The 17,044-nt window shown below is 65.6% G+C and carries 6 protein-coding genes and 3 rRNA genes; 8 read left to right on the top strand and 1 reads right to left on the bottom strand.

From position 1 onward, the window contains the following. Positions 1-20 precede the first annotated feature (20 nt). Positions 21-1,766 (bottom strand): NAD+ synthase, encoded by a 1,746-nt coding sequence (locus tag FHU35_RS21280; RefSeq protein ID WP_145742444.1) that lies wholly within the window; start codon positions 1,764-1,766, stop codon positions 21-23. Between the two features lie 83 nt (positions 1,767-1,849). Between FHU35_RS21280 and FHU35_RS21275 the strand changes: the two genes are divergently transcribed. The 8 genes from FHU35_RS21275 to FHU35_RS21240 all read left to right on the top strand — a co-directional run bounded on the left by FHU35_RS21275 (position 1,850) and on the right by FHU35_RS21240 (position 17,043). Beyond that, the gene (locus tag FHU35_RS21275; protein ID WP_145742442.1) at positions 1,850-3,430 is read left to right on the top strand and encodes an alpha/beta hydrolase; all 1,581 of its coding nucleotides are present in this window, start codon (positions 1,850-1,852) and stop codon (positions 3,428-3,430) included. A 58-nt stretch (positions 3,431-3,488) separates the two neighbouring features. Continuing rightward, positions 3,489-5,102, top strand: coding sequence for an SLC13 family permease (locus FHU35_RS21270; RefSeq protein WP_145742439.1), 1,614 nt, complete (start codon positions 3,489-3,491; stop codon positions 5,100-5,102). Between the two features lie 64 nt (positions 5,103-5,166). Beyond that, positions 5,167-6,510 (top strand): glutamine synthetase family protein, encoded by a 1,344-nt coding sequence (locus FHU35_RS21265; protein ID WP_145742438.1) that lies wholly within the window; start codon positions 5,167-5,169, stop codon positions 6,508-6,510. 268 nt (positions 6,511-6,778) lie between these two features. Then, the gene (locus FHU35_RS21260; protein WP_145742436.1) at positions 6,779-10,486 is read left to right on the top strand and encodes an FkbM family methyltransferase; all 3,708 of its coding nucleotides are present in this window, start codon (positions 6,779-6,781) and stop codon (positions 10,484-10,486) included. Positions 10,487-11,076: 590 nt separating this feature from the next. Beyond that, positions 11,077-12,599, top strand: a 16S ribosomal RNA gene (locus tag FHU35_RS21255). Between the two features lie 239 nt (positions 12,600-12,838). Next, positions 12,839-15,914: ribosomal RNA gene (locus FHU35_RS21250) — 23S ribosomal RNA — on the top strand. Between the two features lie 118 nt (positions 15,915-16,032). Next, a 5S ribosomal RNA gene (gene rrf / locus FHU35_RS21245) occupies positions 16,033-16,149 on the top strand. The 16S, 23S and 5S rRNA genes sit together here, the layout of an rRNA operon. Positions 16,150-16,296: 147 nt before the next feature. Continuing rightward, complete coding sequence (locus FHU35_RS21240) at positions 16,297-17,043, top strand: type 1 glutamine amidotransferase (RefSeq protein ID WP_145742434.1); 747 nt, start codon at positions 16,297-16,299, stop codon at positions 17,041-17,043. Position 17,044 lies beyond the last annotated feature (1 nt).

Below are 17,044 nucleotides of genomic sequence, written 5' to 3'. Positions count from 1 at the left end.
AAAACTGGGAGGTGCCGGGCTCACGGAGCCACTTCGCGCCAGCGGTTGGTGATCGGGAGGCGGCGGTCGCGGCCGAAGGCCTTGAAGGTGATCTTGGTGCCCGGCGGGTACTGACGACGCTTGAACTCAGCCCGGTCGACCATCCGCAGCACCCGTTCGACCAGCTCCGCGTCGAAGCCGTCCGACACCAGGTCCTGGTAGCTCTTGCCGCCCTCGACGTAGCCGTCGAGCACCACGTCCAGCACGTCGTAGTCGGGCAGCGAGTCCTGGTCGGTCTGATCGGGGCGCAGCTCCGCCGAGGGAACCTTGCTGATCGAGTTCTCCGGGATCGGCGGCACCTCACCGCGCTTCTCGGCGGCGGCGTTGCGCCACCGCGCGAGCTTCCACACCAGCGTCTTCGGCACGTCCTTGATCGGCGCGAACGCGCCCACCGCATCGCCGTAGATCGTCGAGTAGCCGACTGCCAGCTCGGTCTTGTTGCCGGTGGCCAGCACGAGGTGGCCGTGCTGGTTCGACAGCGCCATCAGCAGGACCCCGCGCACCCGGGCCTGCACGTTCTCCTCGGCGAGCCCGGTCAGCTCCAGCTGACGCACGTAGCCCTCGACCAGTTCGGCGACCGGGTGCGTCTCGTAGTGGCAGCCGAGCCGGCGCGCTAGTTCGGCCGCGTCCGAGCGCGAGTGCTCCGAGGAGTACACCGACGGCATCGACACGCCGTAGACCGAGTCCGGCCCGAGCGCGTCGACGGCCAGCGCCGCGCTCACCGCGGAGTCGATTCCACCGGAGAAGCCGAAGGTCACCGTCCGCGCACCGTTTTTGTGCACGTAGTCGCGTAGGCCCGTGACCAGCGCGCCCCACACCTCGGCCTCGTCGGACAGCGGCTCGGCGGGCGGCGGCAGCGGACGCGGTTCGTAGCTCGGCACCAGGTCGGGCTGGAGCACGATGCGGCGCACGTCGAATGCCGGCATCCGCATCGGGCCCGGCTCGGCCGGAACCGTCGTCGAGGTGTGCCCGCCCGCGGTCAGTTCCAGATCGGAGATCAGCAGGTGCTCGGCGAACTGCGGTGCCCGGGCGAGGACCTGCCCCTCGGCGTCGGTGATCAGCGAGTCGCCGTCGAAGACCAGCTCGTCCTGCGCGCCGACCAGGTTCACGTAGGCCAGCGGAGCGCCGGCCTCGGTCGCGCGGCGGGCCAGCAGCGGAACCCGCTGGTCGTCCTTCGAGCGCTCGTAGGGCGAGGCGTTGATGCACACGACCATGTCGACGCCGACCTCGCCGAGCGCCGTCACCGGACCGCCGTTCTGCCAGATGTCCTCGCAGATCACGATGCCGACGTCGATGCCGTGCAGCTTGACGATCGGCAGGTCGAAACCGGGGGCGAAGTTCCGCGCTTCGTCGAAGACGCCGTAGTTGGGCAGGTGGTGCTTGTTGTAGGTGGCCACGATCTCGCCGCCGTAGAGCATCGACGCGGAGTTGCGCGGCCCCTCGTCGTCGTGCCCCAGGTGGCCGACGACGACCAGCGCATCTCCGCAGCCGCCGGACTGGAGCTCGCGAGCCAGGTTCTCCAGCGCGTCGCGGTTGGCGGCCGCGAACGACTTGCGCTGCGTCAGGTCCTCGATCGGATAACCGGAGAGCGTCATCTCCGGGAACGCCACCACGTGGGCGCCGTCCTGAACAGCCCGGCGGGTCCATTCCAGGACCATCGAGCTGTTGCCGGCAACGTCGCCGACACACGTGTTGACCTGTGCGAGTGCGATCCGCAACTGGGGCATGCGCCCATCTTGGCGCACCCGGCCAGGTGGTGTGCCCCTGCCCGAGATGAATCACACGGGCATGTTCGTGTCACGATCTCGACATGGCCCGCCCACACAGAGTGCTGACCGCGATGGTGCTGCTCGTGCTGGCCGCCGGAGGTTGCGGCGGCCCGAGCGCCCAGACGTTGCAGCCGCACCACGAGCGCAAGGGGCCGGTCGGTCCGGTTCCCACCGGACTCGAGCGGTTCTACGGACAGGAACTGGCGTGGGGCCCGTGCTCCGACTACGCGACGACCTCGACCGATCGGACGGCGTTCGCGGACTCGACTCTGGAGTGCGCGAAGCTGGAAGTGCCGATGGACTACGCGCACCCGGAGGGCAAGACGATCCGGATCGGCGTCCTGCGCAAACCGGCCGCTGACCAGGAATCGCGGATCGGCGCCCTGATGGTGAACCCGGGCGGGCCGGGCGCGTCGGGCATGAGCGCTGCCGCGAGCCTCACCACGAGCACCAGCGACAGCGAGGTCGGGGACCGCTTCGACCTGGTCGGCTTCGACCCGCGGGGCATCGGTGCGTCCGAACCCGCGGTGCGCTGCCTGACCGATTCCGAGCGCGACGCCGAGCGCCTGGACTCCGACGCCGACACCTCGCCGAAGGGCGTGGCCGAGTCCGAGCAGGAGGAGCGCGAGTACGCGGGCAAGTGCGCCGAGCGCACCGGCGAGGACATGCTCGCCAACGTCGGAACCCGTGACGTGGTCCGGGATCTGGACGTGCTGCGCTCCGCGCTGGGCGAGCAGAAGCTGAACTACCTCGGTTACTCCTACGGAACCCGGATCGGTTCGGAGTACGCCGAGAGCTTCCCCGGCAACGTCCGCGCGATGGTGCTCGACGGCGCGATCGACCCCGGTCAGACCACGGTGGACGCCCTCGTCGCGCAGGGCGCCGGTTTCCAGCGTGCGTTCAACGACTTCGCCGCCTGGTGCGCGGGCCGCTCCCGGTGCGCGCTCGGCAACGACCCGAAGCAGGCCGTTCACCGGTTCCAGGAGCTGACCCGGCCGCTGGTGACAGCGCCCGCGCAGGCGGGCGGCGGTCGCGAGCTGTCCTATTCGGACGCCACGATGGCGGCGATCCAGGGCCTCTACGCGCCGTCGCTCTGGGAGACCCTCGACACCGCGCTCACCGAGCTCCAGCAGGGCCGGGGTCAGACCATGCTGAGCCTCGCCGACAGCTACTTCGGCAGGGAGAGCAACGGCAGCTACAGCAACACCACGGACGCCTTCGACGCGATCCACTGCGTCGACGACAAGCGGGTGATGAACCCCGAGGAGGTCCGCGCCGCCGATCGCCGCTACCGCGAGGCCGCGCCGTTCCTCGACGACGGGAACCCGCCGAGCTCGGCTCGCGACATGTGCGCGTTCTGGCCGGTCCCGATGACCGGTGAACCCACTCAGCCGCAGGTCGGCGCGCTGCCGCCGGTGCTGGTCATCTCGACCACGGCCGACCCGGCCACGCCGTACCAGGCGGGCGTGCAGCTCGCGCAGGCGTTGCACGGCAGGCTGCTGACCTACGAGGGCACCCAGCACACGGTGTTCCTGCAGGGAGTGGACTGCGTGGACCGCGCGGGAGCCAAGTACCTGGTCGATCTGGAGGTGCCCGTCGAGGGGACCCGCTGCTCGGGTTGATCGGTTCCGCTGATCATCACCATGGTGAAGCAGATCACATCACGCCTATCGTCTCCGCATGGACCATGCGGACGAAACGGGCGCGAGACCCGCGGAGCAGAGCGTGACCTCGGTGCTGCTGTCCGGCAGCACGTACAAGAGCCTCGGTGAACAAGTCCTGTCGCCGGCGGAGGAGCGGTTCGAACGTGCCCGCCGCACCACGGGACTGTTCCTCGCACCGGCGCTGACCATCCTGTTCCTGCTGCTGCCCACCCAGCTCGAACCCGCGCAGCACAAGCTGGCCGCGGTGCTGCTCGGCGTGATCGTGCTGTGGGTGTGCGAACCCGTGCCGATCCCGGTGGGCGGGCTGCTCGGTGTCGCGGCCGTGGTGGTCCTCGGCGTGATGCCGCCCGACGACGTGCTGGAACCGTTCGGATCGTCGACGGTGTTCACCTTCATCGGCGCGTTCATCCTCGCCCAGGCGATGCTGCGGCACGGCGTGGCGAGGCGGTTCGCGTTCACCATCCTGTCGTTGCCCGGTGTGGGCAGGAGCGCATGGCGGGTCATCGTCGCCTTCGGCGCGATCACCGCCGTGCTGTCGGCGGTGGTGTCCAACACCGCCACCGTCGCCATGCTGCTGCCCACCGCGGTCGGCATCCTCGCGGTCATCGCCGAACTCGTCCGCAAGCAGCTCCCCGAAGGGCAGCCGTTCGACCCCTTGCGGCTGCGGGTGGGCGTGGCGCTGATGCTGATGCTCGCCTACGGCGCGAGCGTCGGCGGCCTGCTCACCCCGATCGGCTCGCCACCGAACCTCATCGGCCGCGGCCTGATCGAGGAGGTCACCGGGCAGCGCGTGTCGTTCCTGCAGTGGATGGCGATGGCCGCGCCGGTCTGCCTGCTGATGTTCGCGGTCCTGGCCCTCGTGCTGCTGCTGCTCAACCGGCCCGAGATCAACCGGCTGACCGGTGTGGAGGAGTACGTCGCCTCCGAGCGCGCCAAGCTCGGCCCGCTCTCCCGAGCGGAGAAGAACACCTTGATCGCCTTCACGATCACCGTCGCGCTGTGGGTGACGCCCGGGTTCGTCGCGCTGTTCGCGGGCAACGACTCCGCCGCCTACGACCTGGTCAGCGACCGGCTCGACGAAGGCATCGTGGCCGTGCTCGGCGCGGCCCTGCTGTTCCTGCTGCCCACCGACTGGTCGCAGCGGAAGTTCACCCTCACCTGGACCGAGGCCTCCCGCATCGACTGGGGGACCGTGGTCCTGTTCGGCACCGGCATCATCTTCGGCTCGCTGCTGGCCGACACCGACCTGGCCAAGACCATCGGCGAGGGCACCGCGGGCGCCCTCGGCCTGACCAGCGGCGTGGCGATCACGATCTTCGCGATCGTGCTGGCCGTGCTGGTCTCCGAGACGACCTCCAACACCGCCGCGGCATCCGTGGTGGTGCCGATCGTCATCCCGGTGGCCCTCGCGGCGGGCACCAACCCCTTCGTGCCCGCGTTGGCGGCGACCTTCGCGGCGTCCTTCGGGTTCATGCTTCCGGTCTCCACACCGCAGAACGCCGTGGTCTACGGCTCGGGTGCGGTGCCGATCACCAAGATGATCCGATCCGGCGCGGTCTTCGACGTGGCCGGAGCGATCCTGATCGCACTGGTGCTGCCGCTCATGGTCGCCGCGCTCGGGTTCGGGTGATCGGCGCGGCACCAGACCACGCCGATCAAGACGATCCCGAGACCAGCCGGTTAGAGTGCGGAGCATGAACCGCCAGCAGGAGTTCGTGCTCCGCACCTTGGAGGAACGTGACATCCGCTTCGTGCGGCTGTGGTTCACCGACGTCCTCGGCATGCTCAAGTCGGTGGCGATCTCGCCCGCCGAACTGGAGGGCGCCTTCGCCGAGGGCATCGGGTTCGACGGCTCGGCGATCGAGGGATTCGCCCGGGTCTACGAATCGGACATGGTCGCCAAGCCCGATCCGAGCACGTTCCAGGTGCTTCCCTGGGAAACCGCCGACGGTGAGCACTACTCGGCCCGGATGTTCTGCGACATCCAGATGCCCGACGGATCGCCCTGCTGGTCGGACCCCCGGCACGTGCTGCGCCGGACCCTGTCGCGCGCCACCGAATCCGGCTTCACGTGCTACGTGCACCCGGAGATCGAGTTCTTCCTGCTCAAGAACCTCCCCGCGGACGGCAGCGAGCCCGAGCCCGCGGACTCCGGCGGCTACTTCGACCAGGCCAGCCACGACGCCGCGCCGCACTTCCGCCGCAACGCCATCGAAACGCTCGAGGCCATGGGCATCTCGGTGGAGTTCAGCCACCACGAGGGCGCCCCCGGCCAGCAGGAGATCGACCTGCGCTACGCCGACGCGCTGACCATGGCCGACAACGTGATGACCTTCCGCTACGTGGTCAAGGAAGTCGCGATCACCCAGGGCGTGCGCGCCTCCTTCATGCCCAAGCCCTTCAGCACCCAGCCGGGGTCGGGCATGCACACGCACTTCAGCCTCTTCGAAGGCGACCAGAACGCCTTCTACCACCCCGAAGACCCCTTCGAGCTGTCCGAGACGGGCCGGGCGTTCCTGGCCGGCATCCTGCACCACGCGCGCGAGATCAGCGCCGTGACCAACCAATGGGTGAACTCCTACAAGCGCCTCGTCATCGGCGGCGAAGCGCCGACCGCGGTGTGCTGGGGCCACGCCAACCGGTCCGCGCTGGTCAGAGTGCCGATGTACTCGCCGGGCAAGTCCTCGTCGCGCCGAGTCGAGGTCCGCAACCCCGACTCGTCCTGCAACCCCTACCTGGCCTACGCCGTCATCCTCGCCGCCGGTCTTCGCGGCGTGGAGAAGGGCTACGAGCTGCCGCCGTCCACTGAGGACGACGTCTGGAGCCTCACCGAGCACGAGCGCAAGGCGGCCGGCTACGCCAACCTCCCGCAGAACCTGACCGAGGCGCTCGACGAGATGGAGAACTCCGAGCTCGTCGCCGAAACCCTCGGCGAAGAGGTGTTCAACTTCTTCCTCCGCAACAAGCGCGAGGAGTGGAACAACTACAGGAGCCGGGTGACCCCCTACGAACTGTCGTCCATGCTGCCTGTTCTCTAGAGCTCTGTGGTCGATCTGCTGGGCGGTGCGGGTGGGGGAACCTGAGCGGCGCCGTGGACTCCGCGCGCCACTCCTGATGTATGTCCAATACACGGCGTCGCGGCGTGCTCGCCACAGCGCCGCTCAGAACCCCCGGCGGTGCCGGTTGCTCGGGTGGGGCAGTGAGGAATCACCTTCGGTGCTTGCCTGACGGTGTGCTGGCGGGCTGAGGGGACTCCGCTTTGATGGGGGCGTTCTTTTGTTGTTGTTGGGGCGATAGGTTGCGGTTGTGACTGATTCGCAGCCGCAACCTGAGCCAGACGAAACGCGCTCCGGCGAGTCCGCTGTCGAGCTGCAGTCGGGTGTTCTGGAGCAGTCGGCGGAGTCGTTCGAGCCGAGGTGGCCCGCTGAGCAGCCCGCAGCAGCCCAGGCCGCCGCGCTCACCCTGCTCGGCTGCACCCTGGCCTGTCGCGATCAGCTGCCCGCCGCGCGGGTCCTGCGCTCGACCTTCCGGAAGCACCACCCGGAGGCCGGATTCGTCCTGCTGGTCGTCGACGAACCCGGTGCGGTCCGCGACGAACCCGACGCCTTGTCGATCGCCGACATCGGCGTCGACCCGCAGGAGTTCGCCCGGCTGGCGATGGGCTGCACCGCCGAGGAGCTGCGCGGAGTCCTGCGCCCGCGACTGCTCAAGCACCTGCTCCGGTCCGGGTCGACCGTGCTGCACTTCGAACCGTGGGTGCAGATCTTCGGTCCGTTCGACGAACTGCTCACCGGGCTCACCGCGGAGCGACCGGTCGCCCTGGTCCCGAGGGTGCTGCACCCGCTGACGGCCGACGGGCTGCGCCCCGGCCCCGCCGACCTCGCCGAGTCCGGCACCTTCGACTCCAGCGCCTTCGCCGTCCGGCCCGGCGCCGAGGACCTGCTGGCGACCTGGATCGAGCAGCTGCGCACCGACCCGACGATGACAGCACCGGTGCTCGACGGCGCTCCCGCGCTGGTCGACCACAAGGTGATCCGCGACCCCGGTGTGGGCCTGTCGGTGTTCAACGCCGCGCAGCGCGCACTGGACGTCAGCGACGGCGAGCACGTCGTGGACGGGTCGTGGCTGCGCAGCGTGCACTTCGACGGTTTCCAGCCGCAACGACCGTGGCTGCTGTCAGCCGACTACGCCGACAACCCGAGGTCGCTGCTGTCGGAGAACCCGGTGCTCGCGGGGCTGTGCGCCAGCTACCGCAACGCGCTGGTCGAAGCCGGTTACAGCCGCGAGCAACCGCACCCCTTCGACGCTCTCGCCGACGGGGTCCTGCTTCCCGCCGGCCTCCGCCGCCAGTACCTCGACGCGTGGCTCGGGGGCGGCGACGCGCCGCCGAGCCCGTTCGAGCCCGACGGAGCGGACGCGTTCGAGGAGTGGGCCTGCGCGCCCGCGGACGACAGGCAGCGCAGTGCCGGCGGATCCCGCTGGACGGCGGCCGTCTGGTCCGACGACGACCTGCTCCGAAGCGACTACCCGGATCCCTTCGGAGCCGATGCCGAGGCGTTCCACGAGTGGTGCGCGGGGGTCGGCGTTGCCAGCGGAAGAGTGCCCGCCGACGCCGTGCACCGCCGCACCGGCGGCAACCTGGCCCTGGTCGATCAGCTCGGCGTCGCCGTCCTCGGCGGCGGACCGCTGGCCGACATGATGCGCACCGCCGTCGGTGCCTCCGGACTGCCCTCAGCCGACACCGCCTACTACCCGGTGGTGCTGCGCTGCGCCCCCGACCTCGACGTTCCCGCGGGTCGCTACGTCATCGACGTGCACACCGGCAGCGGCGGCGGCGAGTCCACCGCGGCCGAGACCTGGGTCCTGTCGGAGAGCAGCAGGGCCGCGGTCCGCCGAAGCGGGACCAAGACCCGCGTGGTCACCCTGCCCGCGCCCGAGCGCGAGCCCATCGACCTGCCCACGCGCAAGGGCGCCCGCGCGCGGTTCGAGCTCTCCGACGAGTTCGTCATCGCCGCCCACGTGGATCACGCCGCGGAACGCGCCGACAACGCGCTCGGCGTCGTCTCGGCCTTCCTCACCGCGTTCGCCGAGCGCGACGACGTGCGCCTGCTCGTGGGAGTCACCGGTGCCGCGCGGCATCCGGAGGCGTCCGAACGGCTCCGGCTGGCCACCGCGTCGGACCCCCGGATCAGGCTCGTCGAAAGCCGCGTCGAACTGCACGAACTGCTCGGCGCCGCGGACTGCTTCGTCTCGCTGCACCGGGGCGACGCGGGTGACGAGCACGCCCTCCGGCTGATCGAGGTCACCGCTCACGGCGTGCCGGTGATCGCCGGTGAGCACGGCGCGGTCGCCGAGCTGCTCGGCGCCCAGTGCGCGCGCCTCGTGCCCTGCCAAGGAGTCGGTGAACCGGACGTCGAAGCCGCGGCCGAGGTCATGCGCGCGGCCGCAGACGATCCTGACGGAACCGCGGCGTTCGGCATCGCGGCGAGGGAAACGCTGCTGGGCACGCACACCGTCGCCCGCGCGGGCGCGCGCCTGCGGGAACGGGTCGAGCACGCCTACCGCAACTGGCGCACCAAGTGGTCGGGCGACAAGCACGGGCAGTTCGACGATCCGCTGCGCCCGCTGCTCGTCGCCAGGCACGCCCTGCACCGCGCCCCGGACGTGGGTCAGGGCGGGGCCAACGCGATCGCTCCGGCCCTGCGCAAAGCGGTTCTCCGCGCGCTGAGCCACTACGACGACCATATCCGCGACGTCCTGCGCTCGCTGGTCGACGGCGTCGAGCAGACCGCGGGTGAACTCCTCCGGCGCCAGTACGAATCGGACGGCGACGGCGATGTCGAGGCCATCCGGACCGAACTCGCGCAGCTGCTGCGCAGGCAGGACCAGTTCGGCGCGCAACTGGTCGGAACCGACGACGGCATGGTCCGCGCCCGAGCGGACCTCGCTGACCAGCACCGCAGGCTCCGACGTCTCGAGGAGGCGGGAGCTCCGGCCGCCAACGGGGGTTCGGACGAACGCGTCGACGCCCTGGCCGAACGCATCGACGGCCTCACCGGTGCGCTGGAGAAGGTCCTCGACCGCATGGACGCGATGGAGGCGCGCCAGCCCGGCAACGACCTCGAATCCGGAGTCCGCAGCGCGGCGGGCGACGCGGCGAACGCGTTGCAGCGCACGGACGTGCTGCAACGGATCTTGCTGCGCGAGCACGAGCGGGCCACCGGCGGAGGTGACGGCAGCACGACACCCGTGCTGTGCGACGCCGGCCTCATGCGGCTGCCCGCCGACGACGCGCTGATGCTGCCGTGGCTCTCGTCGAACCCCTCGTGGGACGACGACACCTCCGCGCTCATCGATTCGCTGCTCGAACCGGACGGGATCTTCCTCGACGTCGGTGCCTACGTCGGATACCAAGCGGTGCGGGTGCTCAGCAGGCTGGGCAACAGCGGCGCGGTGGTCGCCGTTGAACCCAGCCCGCAGGCCCGAGCCCTGCTCAAGCACAACGTCGAGATGAACGTGCCCGCGGCGTGGGCGAACCGCCTGCTGCTCATCGAGGGCGCGGCGTGGGACGGACCGGGAGAGCTGCGCGGTGAACCCGCACTCGCCGGCGGCATGTCGGTGAGCCCGCTCGACACGAACGACGAGCAAGAACCCGGGGAGCGCGTTCCCGCGTTCCGGCTGGACAAGGAGCTGGAGAACCACCCCTCGCTCGAGAAGCTCAAGCTCTCCGTCGTGCACGTGGACGTCGGAGCCCGGGTTCACCGGGTGCTCGGCGGGCTGGTCCGGGCGCTGCGCCGGGATCGTCCCTCGATCGTGTGCTCGTTCACACCGGACGCGATCAGCGGGCTCGGAGACGATCCGGCGGCTGCTCTCCGTGAGTTCGGAACGTGGGGTTACGAGCTCGTGCCGATCGGTCGCGACCGGCCTGTCGAAGCCTCTGACCTGCTCGAAGCCATGAAGTCGGCGGGTGAGGGCAGTACCGTGAAGCTCTGGTTGCGGCCGAAGCAGAAGTGATCGACGCTAGGCCGAACGAGTGGTGTCAAGGCGTGAACTGGCGATTTGACATTGACGGAGAGTGTGCGTAACTTTCTCTTCGTCGCACGGAAAGCCGAACGCCGCGAGTTGTTCGCGGAGAACGGCACCGGGAGCGCCGCGAGGTTCCGAACCTGGTTCGGGTCCGCGTGACAGCGCAGACCGGTTCGGGGCGCGCGGGTTTGACACCGCGAAGCGCACCGGGTAACGTGAGGCGGTCGCTGGGGAGAAGCGGAACTTCGGTTCAGCATCCGACCGGCAGTTGATAACTCGAATAAGGCTCGCACTCACGGCGAGGAAGTAAGGGACCCCCCTGAAAACGCCGAATTGAGAGCCTGCTAGAGTTACCAACACAAGAACGAGGAAATGACTCCCCGGAGTTTGCGGCCCTGATGGGTTGTGGGTGATGGTGTGGGTGTGTTCTTTGAGAACTCAACAGCGGATCATTTTGGTTAGTGTTCTTTTATGCCCCTGACCAGCATCTTTTGGTGGTGGTTGGTGGTTTCTTTGAGTATCACGCTCCAACCTGTTGTGGGTTGTTGAGTGTGTGCTGGGATTGTTTCAACAAAGCATTGTTGGAGAGTTTGATCCTGGCTCAGGACGAACGCTGGCGGCGTGCTTAACACATGCAAGTCGAACGATGAAGCCGCTTCGGTGGTGGATTAGTGGCGAACGGGTGAGTAACACGTGGGTAATCTGCCCTGCACTCTGGGATAAGCCTTGGAAACGAGGTCTAATACCGGATATGACATACGGCCGCATGGTCTGTGTGTGGAAAGTTCCGGCGGTGCAGGATGAACCCGCGGCCTATCAGCTTGTTGGTGGGGTAGTGGCCTACCAAGGCGACGACGGGTAGCCGGCCTGAGAGGGTGACCGGCCACACTGGGACTGAGACACGGCCCAGACTCCTACGGGAGGCAGCAGTGGGGAATCTTGCGCAATGGGCGAAAGCCTGACGCAGCAACGCCGCGTGGGGGATGACGGCCTTCGGGTTGTAAACCTCTTTCGACAGGGACGAAGCTTTCGGGTGACGGTACCTGTAGAAGAAGCACCGGCTAACTACGTGCCAGCAGCCGCGGTAATACGTAGGGTGCGAGCGTTGTCCGGATTTATTGGGCGTAAAGAGCTCGTAGGCGGTTTGTCGCGTCGGCCGTGAAAACCTGCAGCTTAACTGTGGGCGTGCGGTCGATACGGGCAGACTTGAGTTCGGCAGGGGAGACTGGAATTCCTGGTGTAGCGGTGAAATGCGCAGATATCAGGAGGAACACCGGTGGCGAAGGCGGGTCTCTGGGCCGATACTGACGCTGAGGAGCGAAAGCATGGGGAGCGAACAGGATTAGATACCCTGGTAGTCCATGCCGTAAACGTTGGGCGCTAGGTGTGGGGATGGGTTCCACCGTTTCCGTGCCGTAGCTAACGCATTAAGCGCCCCGCCTGGGGAGTACGGCCGCAAGGCTAAAACTCAAAGGAATTGACGGGGGCCCGCACAAGCGGCGGAGCATGTGGATTAATTCGATGCAACGCGAAGAACCTTACCTGGGTTTGACATGCACTAGACAGCCGTAGAGATACGGTTTCCCTTGTGGTTGGTGTACAGGTGGTGCATGGCTGTCGTCAGCTCGTGTCGTGAGATGTTGGGTTAAGTCCCGCAACGAGCGCAACCCTTACCCTACGTTGCCAGCGGGTTATGCCGGGGACTCGTGGGGGACTGCCGGGGTCAACTCGGAGGAAGGTGGGGATGACGTCAAGTCATCATGCCCCTTATGCCCAGGGCTTCACACATGCTACAATGGCTGGTACAGAGGGCTGCGATACCGTGAGGTGGAGCGAATCCCTTAAAGCCGGTCTCAGTTCGGATCGGGGTCTGCAACTCGACCCCGTGAAGTCGGAGTCGCTAGTAATCGCAGATCAGCATTGCTGCGGTGAATACGTTCCCGGGCCTTGTACACACCGCCCGTCACGTCATGAAAGTCGGTAACACCCGAAGCCCATGGCCTAACCCTTTGGGAGGGAGTGGTCGAAGGTGGGACTGGCGATTGGGACGAAGTCGTAACAAGGTAGCCGTACCGGAAGGTGCGGCTGGATCACCTCCTTTCTAAGGAGCAAGATAAACCCAGCGTTTTCGCTGGAGTTTCCGAGTGGAGTGGCCGCATGTGTCACTGCTCGGGTGCTCGATGGATTGTGGAACACACTAACTTTCGCCGGCTGTGTGCTGGTGCTTTATGGTCCGCTGTTGGGTGTCTGAGAGAGCACACCGCCTCCACGTTGTGTGGGGGTGTGTTGTGGTCTCGGGTTGTTGTTTGAGAATTGTATAGTGGGTGCGAGCATCTTTGTGGCCAAGTTTTTTAGGGCACATGGTGGATGCCTTGGTACCAGGGGCCGATGAAGGACGTGGTAGGCCGCGATAGTCCTCGGGGAGTTGTCAAACGAGCTGTGATCCGAGGGTGTCCGAATGGGGAAACCCAGCCCGAGTGATGTCGGGTTACTCATGCCTGAATGTATAGGGTGTGAGGGGGAACGCGGGGAAGTGAAACATCTTAGTACCCGTAGGAAGAGAAAACACTGGTGATTCCGTGAGTAGTGGCGAGCGAAAGCGGAAGAGGCTAAACCGTGCGCGTGGGATACCTGGTAGGGGTTGCGTGTGCGGGGTTGTGGGACACTGTTGGAAGGCGCTACTGAGCCTTCAGCGTGTCAATGGTGGCTAGTTGAACAGGTTGGGAAACCTGACCGTAGACGGTGAGAGTCCGGTAGGCGAAAGTCATTGTTGAGCGTGTGGTGGTGTTCCCGAGTAGCAGCGCTTTCGTGGAGGGTGCTGTGAATCTGGCGGGACCACTCGCTAAGCCTAAATACTTCCTGGTGACCGATAGTGGATAGTACCGTGAGGGAATGGTGAAAAGTACCCCGGGAGGGGAGTGAAATAGTTCCTGAAACCATGTGCCTGCAATCCGTCAGAGCGGTCTTTGCAACCGTGATGGCGTGCCTTTTGAAGAATGAGCCTGCGAGTTACTGCTGCGTGGCGAGGTTAACCCGTTGGGGGTAGCCGGAGCGAAAGCGAGTCTGAATAGGGCGTTGGAGTCGCGTGGTGTAGACCCGAAGCGGAGTGATCTACCCATGGCCAGGGTGAAGCGCGGGTAAGACCGTGTGGAGGCCCGAACCCACCAGGGTTGAAAACCTGGGGGATGAGCTGTGGGTAGGGGTGAAAGGCCAATCAAACTCCGTGATAGCTGGTTCTCCCCGAAATGCATTTAGGTGCAGCGTCATATGTTGCTTGGGTGGGGTAGAGCACTGGTTGGTTGATGGGCCTTCACGGGTTACTGAGATCAGCCAAACTCCGAATACGCCTGAGTTGAGTGTGGCAGTGAGACGGCGGGGGAGAAGCTTCGTCGTCGAGAGGGAAACAGCCCAGAGCATCGGCTAAGGCCCCCAAGTGTGCGCTTAGTGGGAAAGGATGTGGGATCGCTTAGACAACCAGGAGGTTGGCTTAGAAGCAGCCATCCTTGAAAGAGTGCGTAATAGCTCACTGGTCAAGTGGTCCTGCGCCGACAATGTAGCGGGGCTGAAGCGCACCGCCGAAGCCATGCCAATTCAACTTTTGTTGGGTTGGGTAGGGGAGCGTCCTGCACGAGGTGAAGCGTCCGCGTAAGCGTGGTGTGGATTGTGTGGGAGTGAGAATGCAGGCATGAGTAGCGAGTGAAGAGTGAGAATCTCTTCCGCCGGATGACCAAGGGTTCCTGGGGAAGGTTCGTCCGCCCAGGGTGAGTCGGGGCCTAAGGCGAGGCCGACAGGCGTAGTCGATGGATAACGGGTTGATATTCCCGTACCCGTGCATGCGCGTCCATGATGAATTCTTTGATGCTAACCATCCGCGATATGTGGATCCTTCGGGTGAAGCGTGGAGTGCATGGGACCCGATGGGATAGTAGTCAAGTGATGGGGTGACGCAGGAGGGTAGCTCTGCCAGTGAATGGTTGTACTGGTGTAAGCCTGTAGCCCGGTGTGTAGGTAAATCCGCACATCTTGTGGGTGAGAGGTGATGCGTAGCCGTTGTGGTGAAGTGAGTGATCCCACGCTGCCGAGAAAAGCCTCTAGCGAGTGTGTGCACGGCCCGTACCCGAAACCGACACAGGTGGTCAGGTAGAGAATACCGAGGCGGTCGGGTGAACTGTGGTTAAGGAATTCGGCAAATTGCCCCCGTAACTTTGGGAGAAGGGGGGCCACTGCTGGTGAACGCCCTTGCGGTGGGAGCTGGTGGTGGTCGCAGAGGCCAGGGAGAAGCGACTGTTTACTAAAAACACAGGTCCATGCGAAGCTGTAAGGCGATGTATATGGACTGACGCCTGCCCGGTGCTGGAACGTTAAGAGGACCCGTAAAGCCATTTCGGTGGTGTAGCGGAGAATTTAAGCGCCAGTAAACGGCGGTGGTAACTATAACCATCCTAAGGTAGCGAAATTCCTTGTCGGGTAAGTTCCGACCTGCACGAATGGCGTAACGACTTCTCCGCTGTCTCGACCACAGGCCCGGTGAAATTGCAGTACGAGTAAAGATGCTCGTTTCGCGCGGCAGGACGGAAAGACCCCGGGACCTTTACTATAGCTTGGTATTGGTGTTTGGTTCGGCTTGTGTAGGATAGGTGGGAGACTGGGAAGCTATCACGCTAGTGGTGGTGGAGTCGTTGGTGAAATACCACTCTGGTCGTTCCGGGCATCTAACTCGGGTCCGTGATCCGGATCGGGGACAGTGCCTGGTGGGTAGTTTAACTGGGGCGGTTGCCTCCCAAAGGGTAACGGAGGCGCCCAAAGGTTCCCTCAGCCTGGTTGGCAATCAGGTGTTGAGTGTAAGTGTATAAGGGAGCTTGACTGTGAGACTGACGGGTCGAGCAGGTGCGAAAGCAGGGACTAGTGATCCGGCACTGGCTGGTGGAAGCGGTGTCGCTCAACGGATAAAAGGTACCCCGGGGATAACAGGCTGATCTTGCCCAAGAGTCCATATCGACGGCATGGTTTGGCACCTCGATGTCGGCTCGTCGCATCCTGGGGCTGGAGTTGGTCCCAAGGGTTGGGCTGTTCGCCCATTAAAGCGGCACGCGAGCTGGGTTTAGAACGTCGTGAGACAGTTCGGTCCCTATCCGCCGCGCGCGTAGGAGACTTGCGGAAGGCTGTCCCTAGTACGAGAGGACCGGGACGGACGAACCTCTGGTGTGCCAGTTGTTCTGCCAAGAGCACGGCTGGTTGGCTATGTTCGGGAGGGATAACCGCTGAAAGCATCTAAGCGGGAAGCCTGTTCCTAGATGAGGTCTCCCACCCCTTTGTGGGTTAAGGCCCCCGGTAGATGACCGGGTTGACAGGCCGGATGTGGAAGCACAGTAATGTGTGGAGCTGACCGGTGCTGATAGGCCGAGGACTTGCTCACAAAGATGTTACGCACCCACTATACGATATCTGAGACAACAACCCAGGGTTGTTAACTCAATATGTGTCAACGTTGTTGGCGCCCATAGGTTTCCCGTTTTCGGACGGGGCTGAGGGTTGTCGGTGGCGATGGCGGGGAGGGTCCGCCCGGTCCCATTCCGAACCCGGTAGCTAAGCTCCCCAGCGCTGATGGTACTGCACTCGCTAGGGTGTGGGAGAGTAAGACACCGCCGACACATTCCTTGAAAAAGAAGGGGTGGGGTGGACAGAGTGATCTGTCCACCCCACCCCTCTTTGCATTTCCAGAAAAGCCGGGCGCGTCGACTCCTGCGTTTTCCGGGGGTGGTGGTTTCTCCGGGTTCGGGAGACGTAGTGTCGGGGGCATGAGCGGGGTTCGGATTCTCGTGGTGCAGCCGTCGCGTTCTGACCCTCCGGGGCCGCTCGGTGAGTGGTTGCGCGGTGCCGGCGCGGAACTGGACGTCGTGCTGCCGGTGGAGCAGGACTTGCCGAGCTTGGACTCGTACGACGCGTTGGTCGTGCTCGGCGGTGAGATGGGCGCCTACGACGACATCGACTTCCCGTGGCTCGCCGACGTCCGGCGGATGTTGAGCGGCGCGGTGGCTCAGCAGCTTCCCGTCCTGGCGATCTGCCTCGGGGCGCAGCTGCTGGCCGCGGCGACGGGGGGCCAGGTTCGCCCGATTCGCAAGGGCCCCGAGGTCGGGACGCTGCTGGTGGCCAAGCGCGACGTGGCCGCCGAGGATCCGCTGCTCGGTCCGCTGCCGCTCACACCTGATGTCGTGCAGTTCCACAACGACGAGTTCAGCCTTCCCCCGTCGGCTCAGCTGCTGGCCTCGTCGCCGAAGTGCGACAACCAGGCCTTCCGGTTGGGCGAGTGCGCCTACGGCCTCCAGTTCCACATCGAGACCACGCCGGAGGTGGTGCTGGAGTGGGCCAGGACCTCGCCGGACATGGCGGATGCGGCTCGACCCGGTCAGCTCGATGCGGACCACCTCGCCGAGTTCCACGAGGATCTCGCGGACACCTGGCAGCCGGTGGCGGAGCGATTCGTTCGCATCGTCGGAACGCCCCCGGAGGAGCGCAAGGCGAGCAGGTTCCTCCCGCTGGCGTGAC

This window comes from Saccharopolyspora dendranthemae, from assembly GCF_007829955.1.
In the GTDB taxonomy this organism is placed as follows: Bacteria; Actinomycetota; Actinomycetes; order Mycobacteriales; family Pseudonocardiaceae; genus Saccharopolyspora; species Saccharopolyspora dendranthemae.
This window is presented reverse-complemented; position numbering and strand designations above follow the sequence as displayed.

Coding starts and splice junctions, on each gene's coding strand:
- FHU35_RS21270 (WP_145742439.1), top strand. CDS start 3,489: ATGGACCATGCGGACGAAACGGGCGCGAGACCCGCGGAGCAGAGCGTG.
- FHU35_RS21265 (WP_145742438.1), top strand. CDS start 5,167: ATGAACCGCCAGCAGGAGTTCGTGCTCCGCACCTTGGAGGAACGTGAC.
- FHU35_RS21240 (WP_145742434.1), top strand. CDS start 16,297: ATGAGCGGGGTTCGGATTCTCGTGGTGCAGCCGTCGCGTTCTGACCCT.
- FHU35_RS21275 (WP_145742442.1), top strand. CDS start 1,850: ATGGCCCGCCCACACAGAGTGCTGACCGCGATGGTGCTGCTCGTGCTG.
- FHU35_RS21280 (WP_145742444.1), bottom strand. CDS start 1,766: ATGCCCCAGTTGCGGATCGCACTCGCACAGGTCAACACGTGTGTCGGC.